Annotated in this window: 13 protein-coding genes; 7 read left to right on the top strand and 6 right to left on the bottom strand. The window is 70.2% G+C overall.

Features of this window, described 5'->3' with window-relative positions:
- Window positions 1-199 precede the first annotated feature (199 nt).
- Both AB0I16_RS26930 and AB0I16_RS26925 read right to left on the bottom strand, forming a co-directional pair.
- Window positions 200-3,367 carry a hypothetical protein gene (locus AB0I16_RS26930; RefSeq protein WP_363252164.1) on the bottom strand — a complete coding sequence of 1,056 codons (3,168 nt, stop codon included), beginning with the start codon at window positions 3,365-3,367 and terminating at the stop codon, window positions 200-202.
- Window positions 3,368-3,652: 285 nt separating this feature from the next.
- Window positions 3,653-4,639, bottom strand: a complete 987-nt coding sequence (locus AB0I16_RS26925) for a pentapeptide repeat-containing protein (RefSeq protein ID WP_363252194.1) — start codon at window positions 4,637-4,639, stop codon at window positions 3,653-3,655.
- Window positions 4,640-5,280: 641 nt separating this feature from the next.
- On the opposite strand from AB0I16_RS26925, the gene AB0I16_RS26920 reads away from it, so the two are divergent.
- Window positions 5,281-5,541, top strand: coding sequence for a hypothetical protein (locus AB0I16_RS26920; RefSeq protein WP_363252163.1), 261 nt, complete (start codon window positions 5,281-5,283; stop codon window positions 5,539-5,541).
- 144 nt (window positions 5,542-5,685) lie between these two features.
- Entirely contained in the window at window positions 5,686-6,615 is a 930-nt protein-coding gene (locus tag AB0I16_RS26915; RefSeq protein ID WP_363252162.1) for a bacteriocin fulvocin C-related protein, read from the top strand.
- Between the two features lie 315 nt (window positions 6,616-6,930).
- On the opposite strand, the gene AB0I16_RS26910 is transcribed toward AB0I16_RS26915, so the two are convergent.
- Entirely contained in the window at window positions 6,931-7,623 is a 693-nt protein-coding gene (locus AB0I16_RS26910; RefSeq protein ID WP_363252161.1) for a hypothetical protein, read from the bottom strand.
- Between the two features lie 619 nt (window positions 7,624-8,242).
- On the opposite strand from AB0I16_RS26910, the gene AB0I16_RS26905 reads away from it, so the two are divergent.
- A complete protein-coding gene (locus AB0I16_RS26905) occupies window positions 8,243-9,007 on the top strand; it encodes a hypothetical protein (protein WP_363252160.1) in 765 nt (254 codons plus the stop codon).
- Window positions 9,008-9,086: 79 nt separating this feature from the next.
- Here AB0I16_RS26905 and AB0I16_RS26900 read toward each other — a convergent pair whose 3' ends face one another.
- Window positions 9,087-9,272, bottom strand: coding sequence for a hypothetical protein (locus tag AB0I16_RS26900; protein WP_363252159.1), 186 nt, complete (start codon window positions 9,270-9,272; stop codon window positions 9,087-9,089).
- Between the two features lie 172 nt (window positions 9,273-9,444).
- Between AB0I16_RS26900 and AB0I16_RS26895 the strand changes: the two genes are divergently transcribed.
- From AB0I16_RS26895 to AB0I16_RS26880, 4 genes are read left to right on the top strand one after another with little or no spacing between them, the layout of a single operon-like run.
- Entirely contained in the window at window positions 9,445-10,356 is a 912-nt protein-coding gene (locus AB0I16_RS26895) for an ATP-binding cassette domain-containing protein (protein ID WP_363252158.1), read from the top strand.
- Window positions 10,356-11,237, top strand: coding sequence for an ABC transporter permease (locus AB0I16_RS26890; protein ID WP_363252157.1), 882 nt, complete (start codon window positions 10,356-10,358; stop codon window positions 11,235-11,237). Before AB0I16_RS26895 ends, AB0I16_RS26890 begins: the two co-directional genes overlap by 1 nt.
- A gap of 51 nt (window positions 11,238-11,288) precedes the next feature.
- Window positions 11,289-11,990: a response regulator transcription factor gene (locus AB0I16_RS26885; protein ID WP_363252156.1), complete on the top strand. Its 702-nt coding sequence runs from the start codon at window positions 11,289-11,291 to the stop codon at window positions 11,988-11,990.
- Window positions 11,987-13,546: a HAMP domain-containing sensor histidine kinase gene (locus AB0I16_RS26880; RefSeq protein ID WP_363252155.1), complete on the top strand. Its 1,560-nt coding sequence runs from the start codon at window positions 11,987-11,989 to the stop codon at window positions 13,544-13,546. Before AB0I16_RS26885 ends, AB0I16_RS26880 begins: the two co-directional genes overlap by 4 nt.
- Window positions 13,547-13,604: 58 nt before the next feature.
- On the opposite strand, the gene AB0I16_RS26875 is transcribed toward AB0I16_RS26880, so the two are convergent.
- Window positions 13,605-14,546 carry a hypothetical protein gene (locus tag AB0I16_RS26875; protein ID WP_363252154.1) on the bottom strand — a complete coding sequence of 314 codons (942 nt, stop codon included), beginning with the start codon at window positions 14,544-14,546 and terminating at the stop codon, window positions 13,605-13,607.
- 123 nt (window positions 14,547-14,669) lie between these two features.
- Complete coding sequence (locus AB0I16_RS26870) at window positions 14,670-15,449, bottom strand: NAD(P)H-dependent oxidoreductase (RefSeq protein ID WP_363252153.1); 780 nt, start codon at window positions 15,447-15,449, stop codon at window positions 14,670-14,672.
- Between the last annotated feature and the right edge of the window lie 75 nt (window positions 15,450-15,524).

Raw genomic sequence — 15,524 nt, 5'->3', positions numbered from 1 at the left:
GCGAGCCGTGTCCGCGGGTGTTCCCCCGAGTGCCTGCCGGGTGGCCATCGGTACCGCCCTTGGCGTGCGTTCGACATGGTGGTCGGGACAGTGACGAGTGACTGGACGCAGGCGCTTGCGCCACGTCCTGGCCCCGGCGTTGTCGTGCTGCACATGCGGTGGGCGCAATGGGCGTCGTTGTCACCGCGAGTCGCCGTCCTCACGGCCGGTCTCGCTCCCGGCCCGTCCCCTCGTCCGGCCAGTGTGCCCGCTTCAGGGCATCGGGGAGGACCGCGTCGGCAACCTCGCGGAACAGCGAGCCGTCGTCGACCGTCACGTCGTTGCCGCCGTCGTGGATGGCCCTCATCGCCCGCTGCACCCACTCCGGTTCCAGGCGCGGCCAGTCCGCCGCGAGGCGCCGCAGGAACATCAGGCGGAAGCGTCGCCGGGTCTCGTGGTCGTTGGGGGCGAAGCTGTTGAGGGCCGTCTGCAGGCAGGTGTCGAAGGCCGCGGTCAGCTCGCGTTCGGTGCACTCCTGGTCGACGCGGAGCCACAGGGTGATCATCGCGTGGACCGCCGAGACGGGCGGCTTGTCCCCGTCGTCGAAGAAGGTGGTGACGGCCGTGTCCCACGGCCCCGCCAGCGGTTCGAGGCCATGGGCGAAGACGTCGTCGAGCACATCGCACAAGAAGTGGGACTGCACCCGCAGCCACGCGTTCTGGTGCGAGATCCAGGAGAACCAGCCGCCCTCCTGCCGCGCGCCCTGCCGGAAATGGTTGTCCGCGTCGAGGTCGTAGGTCCAGTGCGCGTCCAGCGGCCTGGGAGCAGGCTCCGAGTCGGACCGCAGCGACAGTCTGATCTCCCGTCGGCCACCGTCCCAGAGGCGTTCGAGCGCCAGCGTGGCGACCAGCCCTTCCCACGCCTCTTCATGGCATTGGGAACGCCACAGCAGTGCGGCGGCCCGCCACGCCGGTATGACGTCGTGCTCCTGCGGGAACAGTTCGCGGCCGGTGAGTTCTCCCGCCGTCGCGACGGCGAGCACCAGCAGGTTCACGGAATATCTGGCGGGACCGGAGGTCACCGGGAGCCTGCTCGGCACGTAGTCGCCGTACCGGGTGTCGTGCCGTGCCTGCCCGGCGTGCCGGAACAGGTCGAGCAGCACCTCGCGCACGCCGTGGCGGCGCGGCTCCGGCAGAGCGCGCAGCCGTTCGCAGGCGAAGGAGACCGTGGTGCTGCGGGTGGTCAGGGGCATGAAGGAGAGCAGGGCGTGCAGGAACGCGTCGTCGATCAGTGCGGGCCGGGTGCGGCGCGCCGGGGAGCTCCACGCGGCAGCCAGCTCGTCCAGTTCCTGCGTGACGAGCCGGGCGACCAGGTATTCCCCGAAGGTGGCGTGCAGGAATTCATAGGTGCGCAGGCGCATGCCGTCGCGGTTCGCACGCGACTCGTGGACGAAGTAGAACCGGCCGAGCAGGATGTCCGCCGAACTCAGTGCGGCGCGCAGACCGGGTGCGGCGCGGGCCCGGTGGGGGTCCGGGGTGAGCGCGGAGAGGTCCGCGTCGAGTTCGGGCACGCCGATCCACTGCCGCCCGCGGTTGAACATGGCGAAGGCGACGAGCGACAGCTGGGCGAGCTGCCGTTCCACCGCGGCGTCGAGCTCTTCCTCGGCCAGGCCCGCGGCGGCCTTGCGGACCTCTCGGGCGGCGAAGCTGGTGAGGAGTTGTTCGTAGAGCTCTCCCTCCCTCAGCGACGTGTCGCGCAGTTGCAGCGCGTTGCCGTCGGCGTCGTAGAGCGCGAGCATCAGCAGCAGCAGCGGTTGGGACGCCAGAGCTCGGTACCGCAGGGCCACTTCGGGCTCCAGCGGGCGCAGACCGCGGGCGGTGAAGCCGCCGGCGTTGGTGGCGTTCCACATCCGCAGCCACCAGGTGACCTGGGCGTCACTGAACGGTTCCAGGCGCAGGGCGAGCATGTCCTCCGCGGGCCGGGCCCGGTCGGCGACCGCGGTGCGGCTGGTGACGACGACCACGGCGGGTCTCCCCTGGGCCGCCTCGCGCCGCTGGAAGTCGCCGGCCTTCTGCAGGTAGTCGCTCTGGCCGGCGCCCGTCGCCTGGAGCAGTTCGTCGAAACCGTCGAGCAGGACGACCGGCAGCGCCCCCGCCGCGCGCCGCACCAGCTCGGGCCAGGTCACGGCCTCTCCGGTGGCCGACCGCACGGCCTGCTCGATCTGCGTCTGCAGATCCGCCTCGGCTGCCGCGTCGCGCAGTTCCACGCGTACGACGAGGAAGTCCGCGGGCGGCAGTCGTGCCGCGAGGACGTGGGTGAAGACGGACTTGCCCGACCCCGGCTGGCCAAGGACGACCAGCGGGGCACGGGTGGCCCGCGGCGAGGTGAGGTGGCCGAGCAGGAAGTGGTCGAGATCCTCACGGACCCGCTGTTCGGCCCACCACGCCTCCTCGGCGAACCGGTCGGCGGGGCCGACTTCGGCCACCCGGAAGTCCGGGCTCACGTACGCCGCGGCGAGCGCGGGGAGGCTCAGCCCGTCCAGGACGTCCCGCGAGGTGAGGATGGGCCGGTCGAGGACCGCGGCGTGGGCGCGGGCCAGCCCGGCGAGCCAGGGGTCGGGGGTCCGGTGCGCGGCGAGCTCGGAGAGCGCCCGGCCCAGCTCGTCGAGGCCGGCCCGCAGCGACCGGAGCTGGGTCCGCGTAGCCTGATGGTCGACCAGGTTCGCCCAGAAGGCGACTTCCGGGAAATCCAGGGCGAGCTGCCGGAACAGCTCCTCGTACCGGGTGCAGGCCCGGCCCGGCAGACCGTCGGACAGCACCTGTTCCAAGCGGTGCCTGCGGGTGTCGTCCAGCCCCTCCCACAGGGCGAGCCCGGCCACGAAGCGGGTGACCTCGCCCGACAGCCGCCGGTAGAAGCCACCGAGCGTCGTGAGGGTCTCCTCGTACGACCGGTGGGGCGAGGGTATCGGCACGTCCGACCGCAGCAGGGTGTCGGCCAGGGCATGCAGGCGCCGGGAGTCGGGCCGCTCTCCCGTGGCCAGCGTCGCCTGTTCGGCGCGGCTCAACCGCAGGCCGCCGAGGGTGTCCATGAGTTCGGCCTCGGCCAGCACCTCGAAGTACGCGGAGAGCACCACCACGGCATGGGCGGCCGCCAGCCGTTCGCCGCGCTCGAAGCGGGAAAGACCGCGCGCCCGTGTGCCGAGGCCGTGCACGAGGCCGGCGCCGACCCGGGACAGCTCGCCCCTGACGTCGAACAGGCCGGCGGCGAACCCGGCCCCGGTGGCCGTCGATGCGAGCAGCAGCCCTCCGGTCAGCCGGTCGAGCGCGGCGACGGTGGCGTCCTCGCGCCCCCCGAGCAGCCGGACAGCGTCCTGATAACTCAGCCCCACCCGTCTGCCCCCCCTTGGCGCCGGTGCCGACTTCACCGACCAGTCTCCTGGATGGGCCCCCTTGATCCCCACCCCTGAACCGTCATCGGCACCTTCAGCCGCATCGGCTTCGGCAACCTGCCCGGTCCCGGTGCCGACGGGTACGCGGTCTCCGCACGACCTCGCTCGAAGGCCGCGCTCTCGCCATCTCCTGCTGTCTGGGTGACCGGCTCCAACACCGGCCGCTGTAGTGTGCTTCGGCACCTTCTACACCCGCTGGGACGCATCGTGGCCGGCATTTGTCCGCTACCACCAGAACACCGTCTCGTCCGTGCCGACGCTCGCCATCTGCTGCGGCGTCAGGCCGATCGCCTCGTACACGTGGGCACCTGTCAGGGTTGCCCCGGTCAGGTCCGCGCGGTGCAGCAGTGTCCGTTGCAGGTTCGCCTTCGCCAGTGAGGCGTCTTCGAGGTTCGCGCGCAGCAGTACGGCGTCCCGCAACACGGCACCGTCGAGTTTCGCGTGCCACAGGGAGGCTTCGATCAACCTTGCCCCGACCAACCGAGCACCGGTCAGATCCGCCTCGTCCAGTAGTGCCCACATCAGTTCACCGCGATCCAGTGTCGCTCCGCAGAGCGTCGCACGACTGAGGTGAGCGGCCGTCAAGGTGGCTCCGCTCAGGTTGGCACCGGCAAGGTTGATGCCGTCCAGGGCGCCTTCGGTCAGGTCGGCCCGTCGTAGGTCAGCGCCCGCCAAGTGCATCTCATGCAGGTCCAGGTCTCCGTACATGTTCGTGTACTTACGCAACTCCGGCCGGGTCAGGGCCGTGAGCGCCGCCTGGACATCGGCGTCAGGCTGGTCGGGCAGCGGCTCCTCATCCGGACCCGCCGGCTCAACGCGGGCGCGCGGAGCCCGCTCGCGGATGAAGTGGCCCAGGACCCGGGCGGCGTCAGCAGCCACCTGGTCGGGCGCGTCGTGGAAGATCTGTTCCAGAGCCAGAATCCCGCCGACGCGTACGTAGATGTCCGACGAACTGAGCCTTTCCAGGGCCTTGGTGAAGCGGTCAGTGATCTGGCCACGGCGGGTCAGGCGGTACGTCCGCGCGGTGTACAGCAGCGCGACGCCGGCGCCCAGTGCCGCGAGCAGACCGACCAGCGCGGTCCGCAGCCCCGTCACCAAGGCCGCGGATCCGTCCGACAGCTTCGACCGGTCCAGGTACTTGGCGTCGAGCACGTACGGACCACGCCATACCAGCCAGGGGAGCAGTACACCGAGGACGGCCACGACGGTCACGGTCAAGACGAGTCCGCCCCTGCGCAGTCCGGCCCTGCGTCGCACGCCCGTTCTCCGGCGGTCCAGTTCTGTTTCGCTCCGGCGGACGAGACGTCGTATGCGCCGGCGTTCCCTGCGGCGTGAGAGGTCCATCCCTCCTTCCTTCCCCTCCTTCATTCCCACCCGTGCTGCGGACACCGACCTGTCCCGATGCTTGGTGGTGGTCTCGCCGCCCTGGCGCGCTTCTGCTGCGCCGCCCGCCACCGGGCGACCCCTTCGGACGGCTCGGCCTCCGCCACATTCGCATCACGCTGCCCGGAATCAGCCCCTCCCCCGGCCGGTATCCGCGTCCGGATTGCGAGCGGCCGGAATCGAACGGTGCGGTGCGGTGCGCACGGAAGCCGACTGCGGTTCTCCACGAGCCTTTCACGTCAGGTCTGAACCATCGAAAAGGTGCCCATTGTCTTTCTTTCTCCCGTAATGGTGTGCTGCTTTGAGGGGAGTTGTCCCCACCCTCGGAATGGCACGAACAGACAGGCATCACCCTGCCCATCAGGGGCAACCGTGTTCACACCCCCACGCACCACCCTCCCCCCACTCCTGCCCGAGCCACCCCTGCCCGGCCCACGAGCGGCCGGCGCCCACTGCCAGGAGTCCCAACGGTGACCACCCCCAGAGCCGACGCCCTCGCCCGCCACACCGGGCGTCTGCTGTGCCACCACCTCGCCCTCGCCATGACCCTCACCGCAGCCTTCACCGCACACCCCGCGGAGACCTACCGCCCGGCCCTGTACCTGCTGTGGGCCGCACTCCCCCTCACCGCCACCGCATGGGCCCTGGCCCGCGCCCACCAAAAACACCACCAGCGACGCGAGTACCGCCGGCACATCAGCCACCCCACCGACTGGACTCCCGCGGCCTGAGGGGTGCAGCCTGCGCAGAAGGCTGCGGCGGCAACATCTCGGGAGCGCGAGTGTCGAAAAGCCACGCACGCGGCGAAAGACGTGCGAGCGTGTACCGGACGGGCGCCACGGAACGGTTCGTCACGCAAACGTGGGGAGAAGTTCATGAGCGAGTGGATTCTGGCATTCGACGCCGACTGCCGATTCTGCGAAGAAGTCGTCGACCGGGTGAGGAACTCCGTTGACGGAACGTTCACCACCGCCGGCCTCACGGACCCCAGGGTCCGTTCGCTGCGCGCGCGAGCCCTGGGGGAAGGGGCCGAGTGGGCGCCGACCCTGCTGGCGGTCGACGGTGACCAGGTGCGGGCCTGGACCGGCACCGCGCTGTCCTTGCGCCTGGCGAGGCTCCTGGGACCGGCCGACTCGCTGCGGGTGGTGCGCGCGCTCCGCGGCCTCGACGCGCTGCGGTCACCGGGTCGTCGCGGAATCCTCAAGGCCGTGCCGGGGCTGGCTCTGGGGACGTTCCTGGTCACCGGCGGTCTGGCAACGTCACCCGCGCAGGCGGTGTCCCGCGCCAAGGGGAGCAAGGCGTCACGCTGGGTACAGACCCATCTCGACCGACTGCCCACCAGCTACGCCGAGTTCGTCTCCTACCCCGCGGACTACCGGCGCGCCGTCTACGGAGCACTGTCCACCTCGGCCCGAAGCGATCTGTGGGTGGCGCACTTCGCGCACTACCGGAAGACGCACCCGGGTCTGTCGGCCAAGCAGTTCGCCGTCCTGGACGACGCGACCCGGCTGGCACCGCAGATCATTGCACGACACGGGAAGGGAGCCGCCGCCGACGAGCTGGAGACGGCGGTCGTGTCGGCATTCGGCGAGAGCGGTGCCCGGGCGGTGCTCAGGACGCTCGGCCCCGCCGACCCGCACGGCACGGCACCTCGGCGCGGCCAAGGCGTCCAGGCCCAGGACTGCAACTCCCGATGCGGGACGGGGACCGGCAGCTGCTCCTCGGTGTGCTACAGCGGGTGCACCTGGACGGACTACGGCTGCGGCCCCCTGTGGCTGGCGCCGTGCAGCGGTCTCTGCAACTGAGCTGAGGGTCCCGGCTCGTGCCGGGGCCCTCATGACGTGGTACGCCATCGCTCGCTCATGGGCTGCCTCGCGAGCTACCCCCGCGGCCACGACGTCGCACGATGCGTCTGAGGGCTCCGTGATCGAACTCAGTGGTACTGGGTCATTACCGGTACCTGCACGTGCACTTGTATCTTTTCGCGCGGCAGTCGGCCCTCCGCTTCGCGCAAGACTGCGCCGGCGAGCGCCTTGCGGGCCGCTCTCCTGTCTCGCAGCGCAGCACGAGTGCCTGCTTCTCAGCCCCGCGGAGCCTGGGCGATAGTTGACAGCAGGGGGTCAAGGGGCGGAGGTGGTGGTGGTTCGGGTTGACGCCAGGGGTTCAGTAGGGGCGTCCTCCACCATCTCGGCGACACGGCTGACCAGGTCCTCCCACGGGCGGGGAGCGACGACCGGCACACCGGCCGCCCGCGCCTGTGCGGCGAGCCACCGTCCGTACAGCACGCTGACGCGTGCGCGATGGCGCTGCGGTCCGGCCTCCGGCTCCCGGCGCAGGTAGTTGGCCGTCACCTGCCCCTCGTCGTCCTCGTGGAGGAAGACGGCACGGACCGGACCTTTGGCCGTCGCCGGTCCGGGCAGTCCGGGCAGTCCAGGCAGTCCAGGCAGTCCAGGCAGTCCAGGCAGGACGTAGTCCCCTTCAAGGATCACCGGGGTGTCGGTGTCCACATGGTTGGCCACCACCGCCTCGATCGCCGGCGCCAGCGCCTCGGCGATCGCGATCTGCCGCTCGACCACCGACTCGGGCGCCCGGCGGGCAGCCTCCGGGTGAGTGCGCCAGAAGTGGACCTCCGGCAGGTGCTCGGGCCGTGTCACCGCAAGGAGGGCCTCCACGATGTCGTCGACCTCCACGACGGGAACGCCGTACCTTCGTGCCAATGCCCGCCCGACACCGGTCTTCCCCATCCCCGACGCGCCACCGACGACGAGCACCCGCCAGTCGGGAAGACTCCGCACCTCATCCGTAGCGTCCACACGGGCAGACTACTCCAGGCACTTTGCTCACTTGGGCCACACCAGCCGCAGCGATCGCCGTCCTCCGGTCCACCTCGACACACCGGCCACGCGCCACCTACCACCACGGCCGCCAGTCCGGCTCGCCAACTGCGGCTGATTGCACCGCAAGCCCACCGCGCCCCGGGCATCCGGCAGCCGGGCTGCGCACGCCCAGCACGACACGACTGCGACCGGAGCACCAGCACGCCGGACGGCAGCGCGGGCGATGACGGCATCATGCACTTCGCCGAACAGCCGGCATCCCCACTCGGACCACGGCTGCGGCTGGGACGGCGCCTGGCGCATGCCGGTCACCGCCCTTCGAAACCCGGCGGCCACGGAGACCGCCGCTCGCCTCGCCCGCCCTGACGAGGACGGCGCGCCCGCGACTCGGGCGCTCTGAGACCCACCGCATACGACGGCTGGACGCACCTCGACATCAGACGCTCAAGGCGAAGACCCTCCGATGCCCGATCGTGATCCGCAGGTGCGCAACCCCTCAGGGACCCCGGCAGTCTGGAAGACGCCGGAGGAGGGCTCTCCGGCGTCTTTCGGTACAGAGATACAGAGAAACAGAGACCCAGAGATCGGAGATCAGGTGGGCAAGAAGGCATGCAGAGCTGTTGTGGCCGTCGGCGCGGCGGCGGTGTTCACCGGCGTGGCCGCAGTGCCGGCCGGGGCGGCCGAGGGTGGGGTCTCCTTCACTCGCGTCCAGGTGAACGGCGGCAAGCCGATCGTGATCGGGGTGTCCGAGGAGGTCGCGGTGCCCGCCTCCTTCCGGATGGCCACCAACCACAAGTGGGAGTGGCCGGCGGTGTTCCTGTACCGCGGCAATACGCAGGACCGACTGTGGCACGCCATCGAAACGAGCGACTGCCACGAAGTGAGCCGGGGAGTCTGCGACTTCAACGAGACGATGTACTTCGACCCCAGCGAGTGGGACATGCGCAACAGCGAGGCCGGGGCCTGGAAGGTCGCGGCCGAGGTGTCCTTCGAGGGCGACGGCGGTGACGTCGACGACAAGGGCCTGACCGCCTACGTCAAGCGCAACTCCCGCCTGAGTGTGAACGCCTCGCCCGAGCCGGTGGCCGAGGGCAAGACCATCACCGTGACCGGCAAGGTGACGCGGGCCAACTGGGAGACGAAGAAGTACGCCTCCTACGGAGGCCGCCTGGTGAGTCTCCAGTTCAAGCCCAGCGGAGCCACCTCCTACACCACGGTGAAGAAGGTGCACGCCAATGGATCGGGTGCCCTCAGGACGACCGTGAAGGCGTCCAAGACGGGCGCGTGGCGCTGGGCGTACTACGGCAACACCACCACCGGCCCTTCGACTTCGACCGCGGACAACGTCGTCGTGCGGTGAAACCGGCCCTACCTTCCGGAACCGTCTCGGAACCCTCGAAGCGAGTTCTGAGACGGTTCTGCGGGCAAGAGGTCGCACGTTACGTGCACTCACGCCCATGACTCCCGACGACTGCCAGGTCGAGGCCGGGAATGTGCGGGAAGCCCAGTAGGAGCAGCAGGTCCTGACGCAATCCCGTGCGGAGGTCGGAGTCCGCCTCGTGGGGCAGCCGCAGGGTTTCTCCGGGACTGGCCTGCGTCGCGGCCCGGCTTCGTGTGAGTTTCATGTGAGGACCTTGCCCCGAAGACAGTCGACGGTCCGATCGGTGCAGGTCACGGGAGCAGAGGTGCCAGGCGGCGTTCATGTTCTCCTATGTGCTCCCATGTCCGCGGGTGACGCTGATGCGGTGCTCGTGGTCATCGCGGGCGCCTTTGCCACTGTTGGCCTGTGGAGACTCGATGATCGACGTATGTGGACTGACCAAGCGCTACGGTGAGGTCCTCGCCGTGGACGAGCTGACCTTCGGCGTCCGCGCGGGAGAGGTCACCGGTTTCCTGGGGCCCAATGGCGCGGGCAAGTCGACGACCCTCCGGATGATTCTGGGCCTGGACGCCGCCGACTCGGGCACCGCGACCGTGCAGGGCCGGCCGTACAGCGCCCAGCCCGCGCCGCTCAAGGCGGTCGGGGCACTGTTGGACCCCGGCGCGGTGCTGCCCAGCCGCACTGCCTTCCATCACCTGCTCGCCCTCGCGGCCGGCAACGGGATCTCGCGCGACCGCGTGGGCCAGGTACTGGCCGAGGTGGGACTGGAGAAAGTCGCGCGGCGCAGGGCCGGGACCTTCTCCCTCGGCATGCGCCAGCGCCTGGGGATCGCCGCCGCGCTGCTGGGCGATCCGCCGGTCCTGGTCTTCGACGAGCCCCTCAATGGCCTCGACCCGGAGGGCATCGTGTGGATCCGCTCGCTCATGCGCAGGATGGCCGCCGAGGGACGTGTCGTGCTGATGTCCAGCCATCTGATGAGTGAGATGGAGCTGACCGCGGACCATCTCATCGTCGTCGGGCGCGGCAAGCTGATCGCGGACACCACGATGAGGGACTTCATCGAAGCGCACTCCGAGCGCGAGGTCCTGGTGCGCACCCCGCGGGCCGGGACGCTCCGGCCGCTGCTGGCCGGCGCCGCCGGCGTGCGGACCGAGGACAGCGACACGCTCGTGGTCACCGGCCTGGAAGCCGCCAGGATAGGAGCGCTGGCCGCGGCGGGCGGAGTGGAGCTGCACGAGCTGTCGCCGCGTCAGGTGTCGCTGGAGAAGGCGTTCATGGACCTGACCCGCGACGCGGTGGAGTACCAGGCCGAGAAGGAGACGCACTGATGAGCCGCCCTTCCACGCATCCCGAGCCGGCGCCGGTTCCGGTGCGGCCGCCCTCTCGTACGGACAGCGGGGAGCCCGCGCCGAGCCGTGCGAACTCGGGCCGGGCGACCTTCTGGCACAGCCTGCACGCCGAGTGGGTCAAGATCCGGACGATGCGGTCGACGCTGCTGGTGCTCCTGGGCGCGCTGGCCTTCACTGTGGGCCTGGCCGCGCTGAACGGTTCGTCGGCAGGCGGCGAGTACGCGGACCTTTCGCCCGCCGACCAGGCCGCGTTCGATCCGCTGGCGACCAGTCTGATGGGCTACCTGGTGGCGCAGATCGCGTTCGGCCTGCTGGGCGGCCTGGTGATGACCTCCGAATACGGGGCGCGCACGATCGTGCCCACCCTCACCTCCGTGCCGCACCGGGCTCGGGTCCTGGGATCGAAGGCCCTGGTGCTGGTGGGAGTGGCCCTGCCGGTCGGGATCGTGGTGTCGCTCGGCGGGTTTCTCGTCGGGCAGGCTTCGCTGTCCGGGGCGGGCGCTCCGACCCTGGCGCTGTCGGATGGTGCGGCACTGCGCGGCGTCTTCGGCGGTGGCCTGTATCTGGCGTTGGCCGCCCTCTTCGGATTGGCTCTGGGCGCGGTGATCCGCTCTACGACCGCTACGGTGACGACGCTGTTCGGCGTGCTGCTCATCGTCCAGGCGTTCGCGCCCGCGCTGCCCGGCGCGCTCGGCGACCGGGTCGCGAAGTTCTGGCCGCCCATCGCCGGTGGGCAGATCATCACCGCTGTCCGGGACCCCGAAGCCCTGGCCCCCTGGGCCGGGCTCGGCGTCATGGCGGGGTGCGTGGCCGCGCTCCTCGCGGTGGCGTTCGTCGTGTTCCGCGAGCGCGATGCCTGATACGGCAGGGACACTGGGCGGGCAGTGGACCACCGGTCGGGGACAGATGCCATGACAACGAAACAACGCCTCCTCCTCGTGGAGGACGAGCCCACCCTGCGCGAGCTGCTGTCAGCGAGCCTGCGGCTGGCCGGCTTCCACGTGGACTCGGCCGAGAGCGGCACGCAGGCGCTGGAAGCGGTACGCAGGCATCAGGCGGACCTCATCGTGCTGGACGTGATGCTGCCGGACATCGACGGCTTCGAGGTCGCCCGCCGCCTGCGCGCGCGCCCGGACGCGCGCACAGGACATCCGCCGATCCTCTTCCTCACCGCACGGGACGCCGCCGAGGACCGGATCAGCGGGCTGCGGGCGGGCGGGGACGACTACGTCACCAAGCCGTTCAACCTGGAGGAGCTGGTCCTGCGCATCCAGGCCGTGCTGCGCCGCACCAGCGGCCATCACGCTGAGAACCGCGTCACGGTGGGCGATCTGGAACTGGACGTCGACAGCCATCAGGTCACCCGGCACGGCGTGCCGGTTCCCCTGTCCCCGACCGAGTTCAACCTGCTGCGCGTGCTGATGGAGAACGCCGGGCAGGTCCTGTCCCGGGAACAACTGCTGGACCGGGTCTGGCATTACGACTTCGGCGGCGATGACTCCATCGTGGCCTCCTACGTGAGCTACCTTCGCCGGAAGATCGACACCGGTGGGACCAAGCTGATCCACACCGTGCGCGGCACCGGTTACGTCCTGCGCAGGCCCAGGGCATGACCATCGCGTCGATACGCCGCGGTGCCGCGCGTCTGTCGCTGCGGACCCGCCTGGTGATCATCTGCCTGCTGCTGGTCGTGGCCGCCCTGCTCGCCAGCAACGCCCTGCTGATCACCCTCCTCCAGCGGCAGTTGGTGGACCAGCTGGACGAGCGGCTGGGCACGGCCGCCGCAGCGGCAGCGCAGTTGCCCGGTCTCGGCAAGGACCTCGACGTCACCGCACCTCAGGTGCGCGATGCGATGGATCGTCAGCTGACCGGCGACGTCTACGTGGTCCGTCTGCACGCCGACGGCAGTGTCGCGCAGGGCCCGCGTCCCGCGGTGGGCGGCACACCCGAGCTGCCGCGTCTGGACACAGCGGCGGTCGCGGCCCGCGGCGGTGCCCCCTTTCAGGCGTCGGGCGGCGGCAGCGACTGGCGGGTGATCGCCCAACCGGTGCGCTCCTTGCCGCGACAGGACAGGGACAGGGGCCAGGGGGGAGGTGGGGACGGAGATGGGGACGGGGGCGGAGGCACGTCTTCCGCGGGAAGCATCGTGGTGGCCGGCTCACTGGAAGGTGTGAACGGCACGGTCCGGGGCCTGGGACTGCGGATGCTGGTGATCGATTCCCTGGTCCTCGTCCTGCTGGGCGTCATCGGCTGGTTCGCCGTGCGCGCCGGGCTGCGCCCCCTGCGGCGCATCGAGACGACCGCGGCCGCCATCGCCGGCGGTGACCTGTCCCGGCGGGTCCCCGACCTGGCCTCCGCCCGTACGGAACTGGGGCGCCTGGCCACCGCCCTCAACGGGATGCTGGACCGGATCGAAGCCGGTGACGCGGCGCGGGCGGCCACCAACGACCGGATGCGCACCTTCATCGCGGACGCCAGCCATGAACTGCGTACACCCCTGTTCGGGATCAAAGGCTTCACGGAGCTGTACCGCATGGGAGGCATGCCCGAGCGGGCGGACGTCGACACCGCGATGCACCGCATCGAGCGCGAATCGGCCCGCCTGACGCACATCGTCGAGGACCTCCTGCTGCTGGCGCGCCTGGACGAGGACACCACCGCGAGCACCCGGCTGCCGCTGAAGCCGACCCCGATGGACCTGCGCACCCTGGCGGCTGACGCCCTGCACGACCTGAGAGCCCTCGCCGCCGACCGGGCGATCACCCTGACCGGGCCGGGCGGCGGCCCGCCGGCAGCCGCCCCCGTGCTGGGAGACGAGGCGAGGCTGCGCCAGGTCATGTCCAACCTGATCGGCAACGCCATCGCTCACACACCGGCCGGCAGTCCCGTCCGGATCGGTGTGGGCACCCATCACACCTCGGCGATCCTCGAACTGAGCGACCAGGGGCCCGGGATGACAGCCGAACAGGCCGCCCGCATCTTCGATCGCTTCTACCGCGCCGACACCGCCCGAGGCCGGACGCGGACCGGCGGCGCCGGCCTGGGCCTGTCCATCGCCCACTCCCTGGTCGCCGCCCATCACGGCCGGATAGAAGTCGACACCGCCCCCGGTGAGGGCGCCACGTTCCGCATCCTGCTTCCCGTACACACCGATCCCCTCGGCGACTAGGGCTTTCGGGGCTCGTCTCCTGGCGGGTGCTGTCAAGGGCAGGGGCGGCCCCGGTGCGTCAGCCGCGTCGGTATCTGGCTGCCATCGTGTGGAAGGCCTTCTTCGGTTCCCAGCGCTCCTCGTCGAGCATCCTGACGACGCCGTAGGAGCCCAGGTCTTGTGCTCCGGGCCTGCTGTAACCGGCGAAGGTGAACCAGAGCGCCGTGTCCACGCCTTCCTCTTCGAAGACGTCCAGCAGTTCCGTGAGGTAGCGGGCCTGCTCGTCTTCGTCCGGGATGGCGTTGTGCGGCACCTGCCAGGCCATTCCGCCACGTTCTCCCGCGCCCTGGTACGCGCAGGTTCCGAATTCGGTCACCGCGACGGGCTTGCCGTGGGCGAGGTGTCCACGCAGCTCGTCACGGAAGCTGTCGGCGTTGTAGGCGGCCCGGTAGGCGTCGATGCCGACCAGGTCGAACGCTCCCCAGTCGACGAACTCCCAGGGAGCCGACGCGTAGGTGACCTGCCCGCCGAAGTGGGTACGGACGGTCGCGGCGATCCGGCCGAGGAAGTCGTTGAGGCGCTCTTGCACCGGTCCGAGGGAGGACCACCACTCCATGTCGGCGGCGGCCATGGCCCGCATACGGTCGCCGTAGGTGTCGCCAGGGATGAACCCACCGCAGAACGCACTGATCTCGCAGCCGGCGACGAACACCACATCGGCGCCGGCCGCCCGTACGGCTTCGGCCCGAGCGGCGCAGTCGGCGAAGAACGGGAGCAGCCGGTCGCGGGGCAGGTCCACGGGAAACGGGGCGAACCAGACCTCAAGGCCGGCGTCCGCAGCGTGCTGCGCAGCGATGCTCAGCCGTTCAGGATCTCGCCCCGAGACACGAACGGCGTCACAGTGGAGATCCCCATGGATCACCGCCATGTCGTGCCGGACCGTCTCTGGGGTGAACTCCTTGCGGGAGAGTTCCTCCCCTGGGAGGAACCCCGTGTCGTAGTTGATGCCCCGTGCGCGCACGTCCGTGTCCCTTCACCGCCGTTGCCATGGTCGAACGTTGCCATGGATGAACAAGTCAAAGCCGCGCTCGGGTTCTTGGCCAGAGGGGGGCTCTCGAAGCGTCCACGGCCCGTGCTCGCGCGGTCAGCCCCGCACGTGCAGCCCGAAACCCGTGCGGCCGGCGGGCTCCAGCCCCTCCTTCAGGTGCAGCGAGGGGATCTCGTAGTCCCCGAAGTTCTGCCGCCGGAAGGCGATCGGATCGGTCGACTCCAGGGTGAGCAGGCGCTGCTCCCATGCCTTGGCGATGTCCGGGTAGTCATCGTCGGTCATCCGGTCGGCGCCGTACAGCACGAACGGCGGCAGCACTTCGATGCCCGGGTAGTAGAGGATGCCGTGCTGGATCGGGAAGAGCAGATCGTCGATGGGGCCGTTGATCCCGCGGGCGGCGTAATGCGACTCCGCGCCGCCGACGGTCACCGCCAGCAGGGCCCTGCGGCCCGCGAGGGTCCCTTCGCCGAAGCGCTCCCCGTACTTGGTTTCGCTGTGCTCGCCGACTCCGTACGCGAAGTGGAACGTGAACACCCGGTCCACCCAGCCTTTGAGGATCGCGGGCATCGTGTACCACCACAGCGGGAACTGGAAGATGATCGTGTCGGCCCACAGCAGCTTCTCCTGCTCGGTGCGGACGTCCGGGCTGAGCGCCCCGGCGTCGTAGGCCCGGCCCGAGTCCCGCGCGACCCGCAGCGGATGCGAGGCATGGGGGCCGTAGTCGGCGGCGTCCACGACCGCCTTCCAGTTCATGGCGTACAGGTCACTGACCTGCACCGCGTGCCCGGCATTCTCCAATGTGGACACCGCGAGGTCCTTCAGCGAGCTGTTGAGCGACTTCGGCTCGGGGTGGGCATGGACGATCAGTGTCTTCACGAGAACTCCTTCGCGTCGGATGCCTTCTGATCGGATGCCTTCGATTCTGGGCGTCGCGGCACCCTGGGTTCAGGG

Source organism: Streptomyces sp. NPDC050703 (assembly GCF_040654435.1).
Classification (GTDB): Bacteria; Actinomycetota; Actinomycetes; order Streptomycetales; family Streptomycetaceae; genus Streptomyces.
This window is presented reverse-complemented; position numbering and strand designations above follow the sequence as displayed.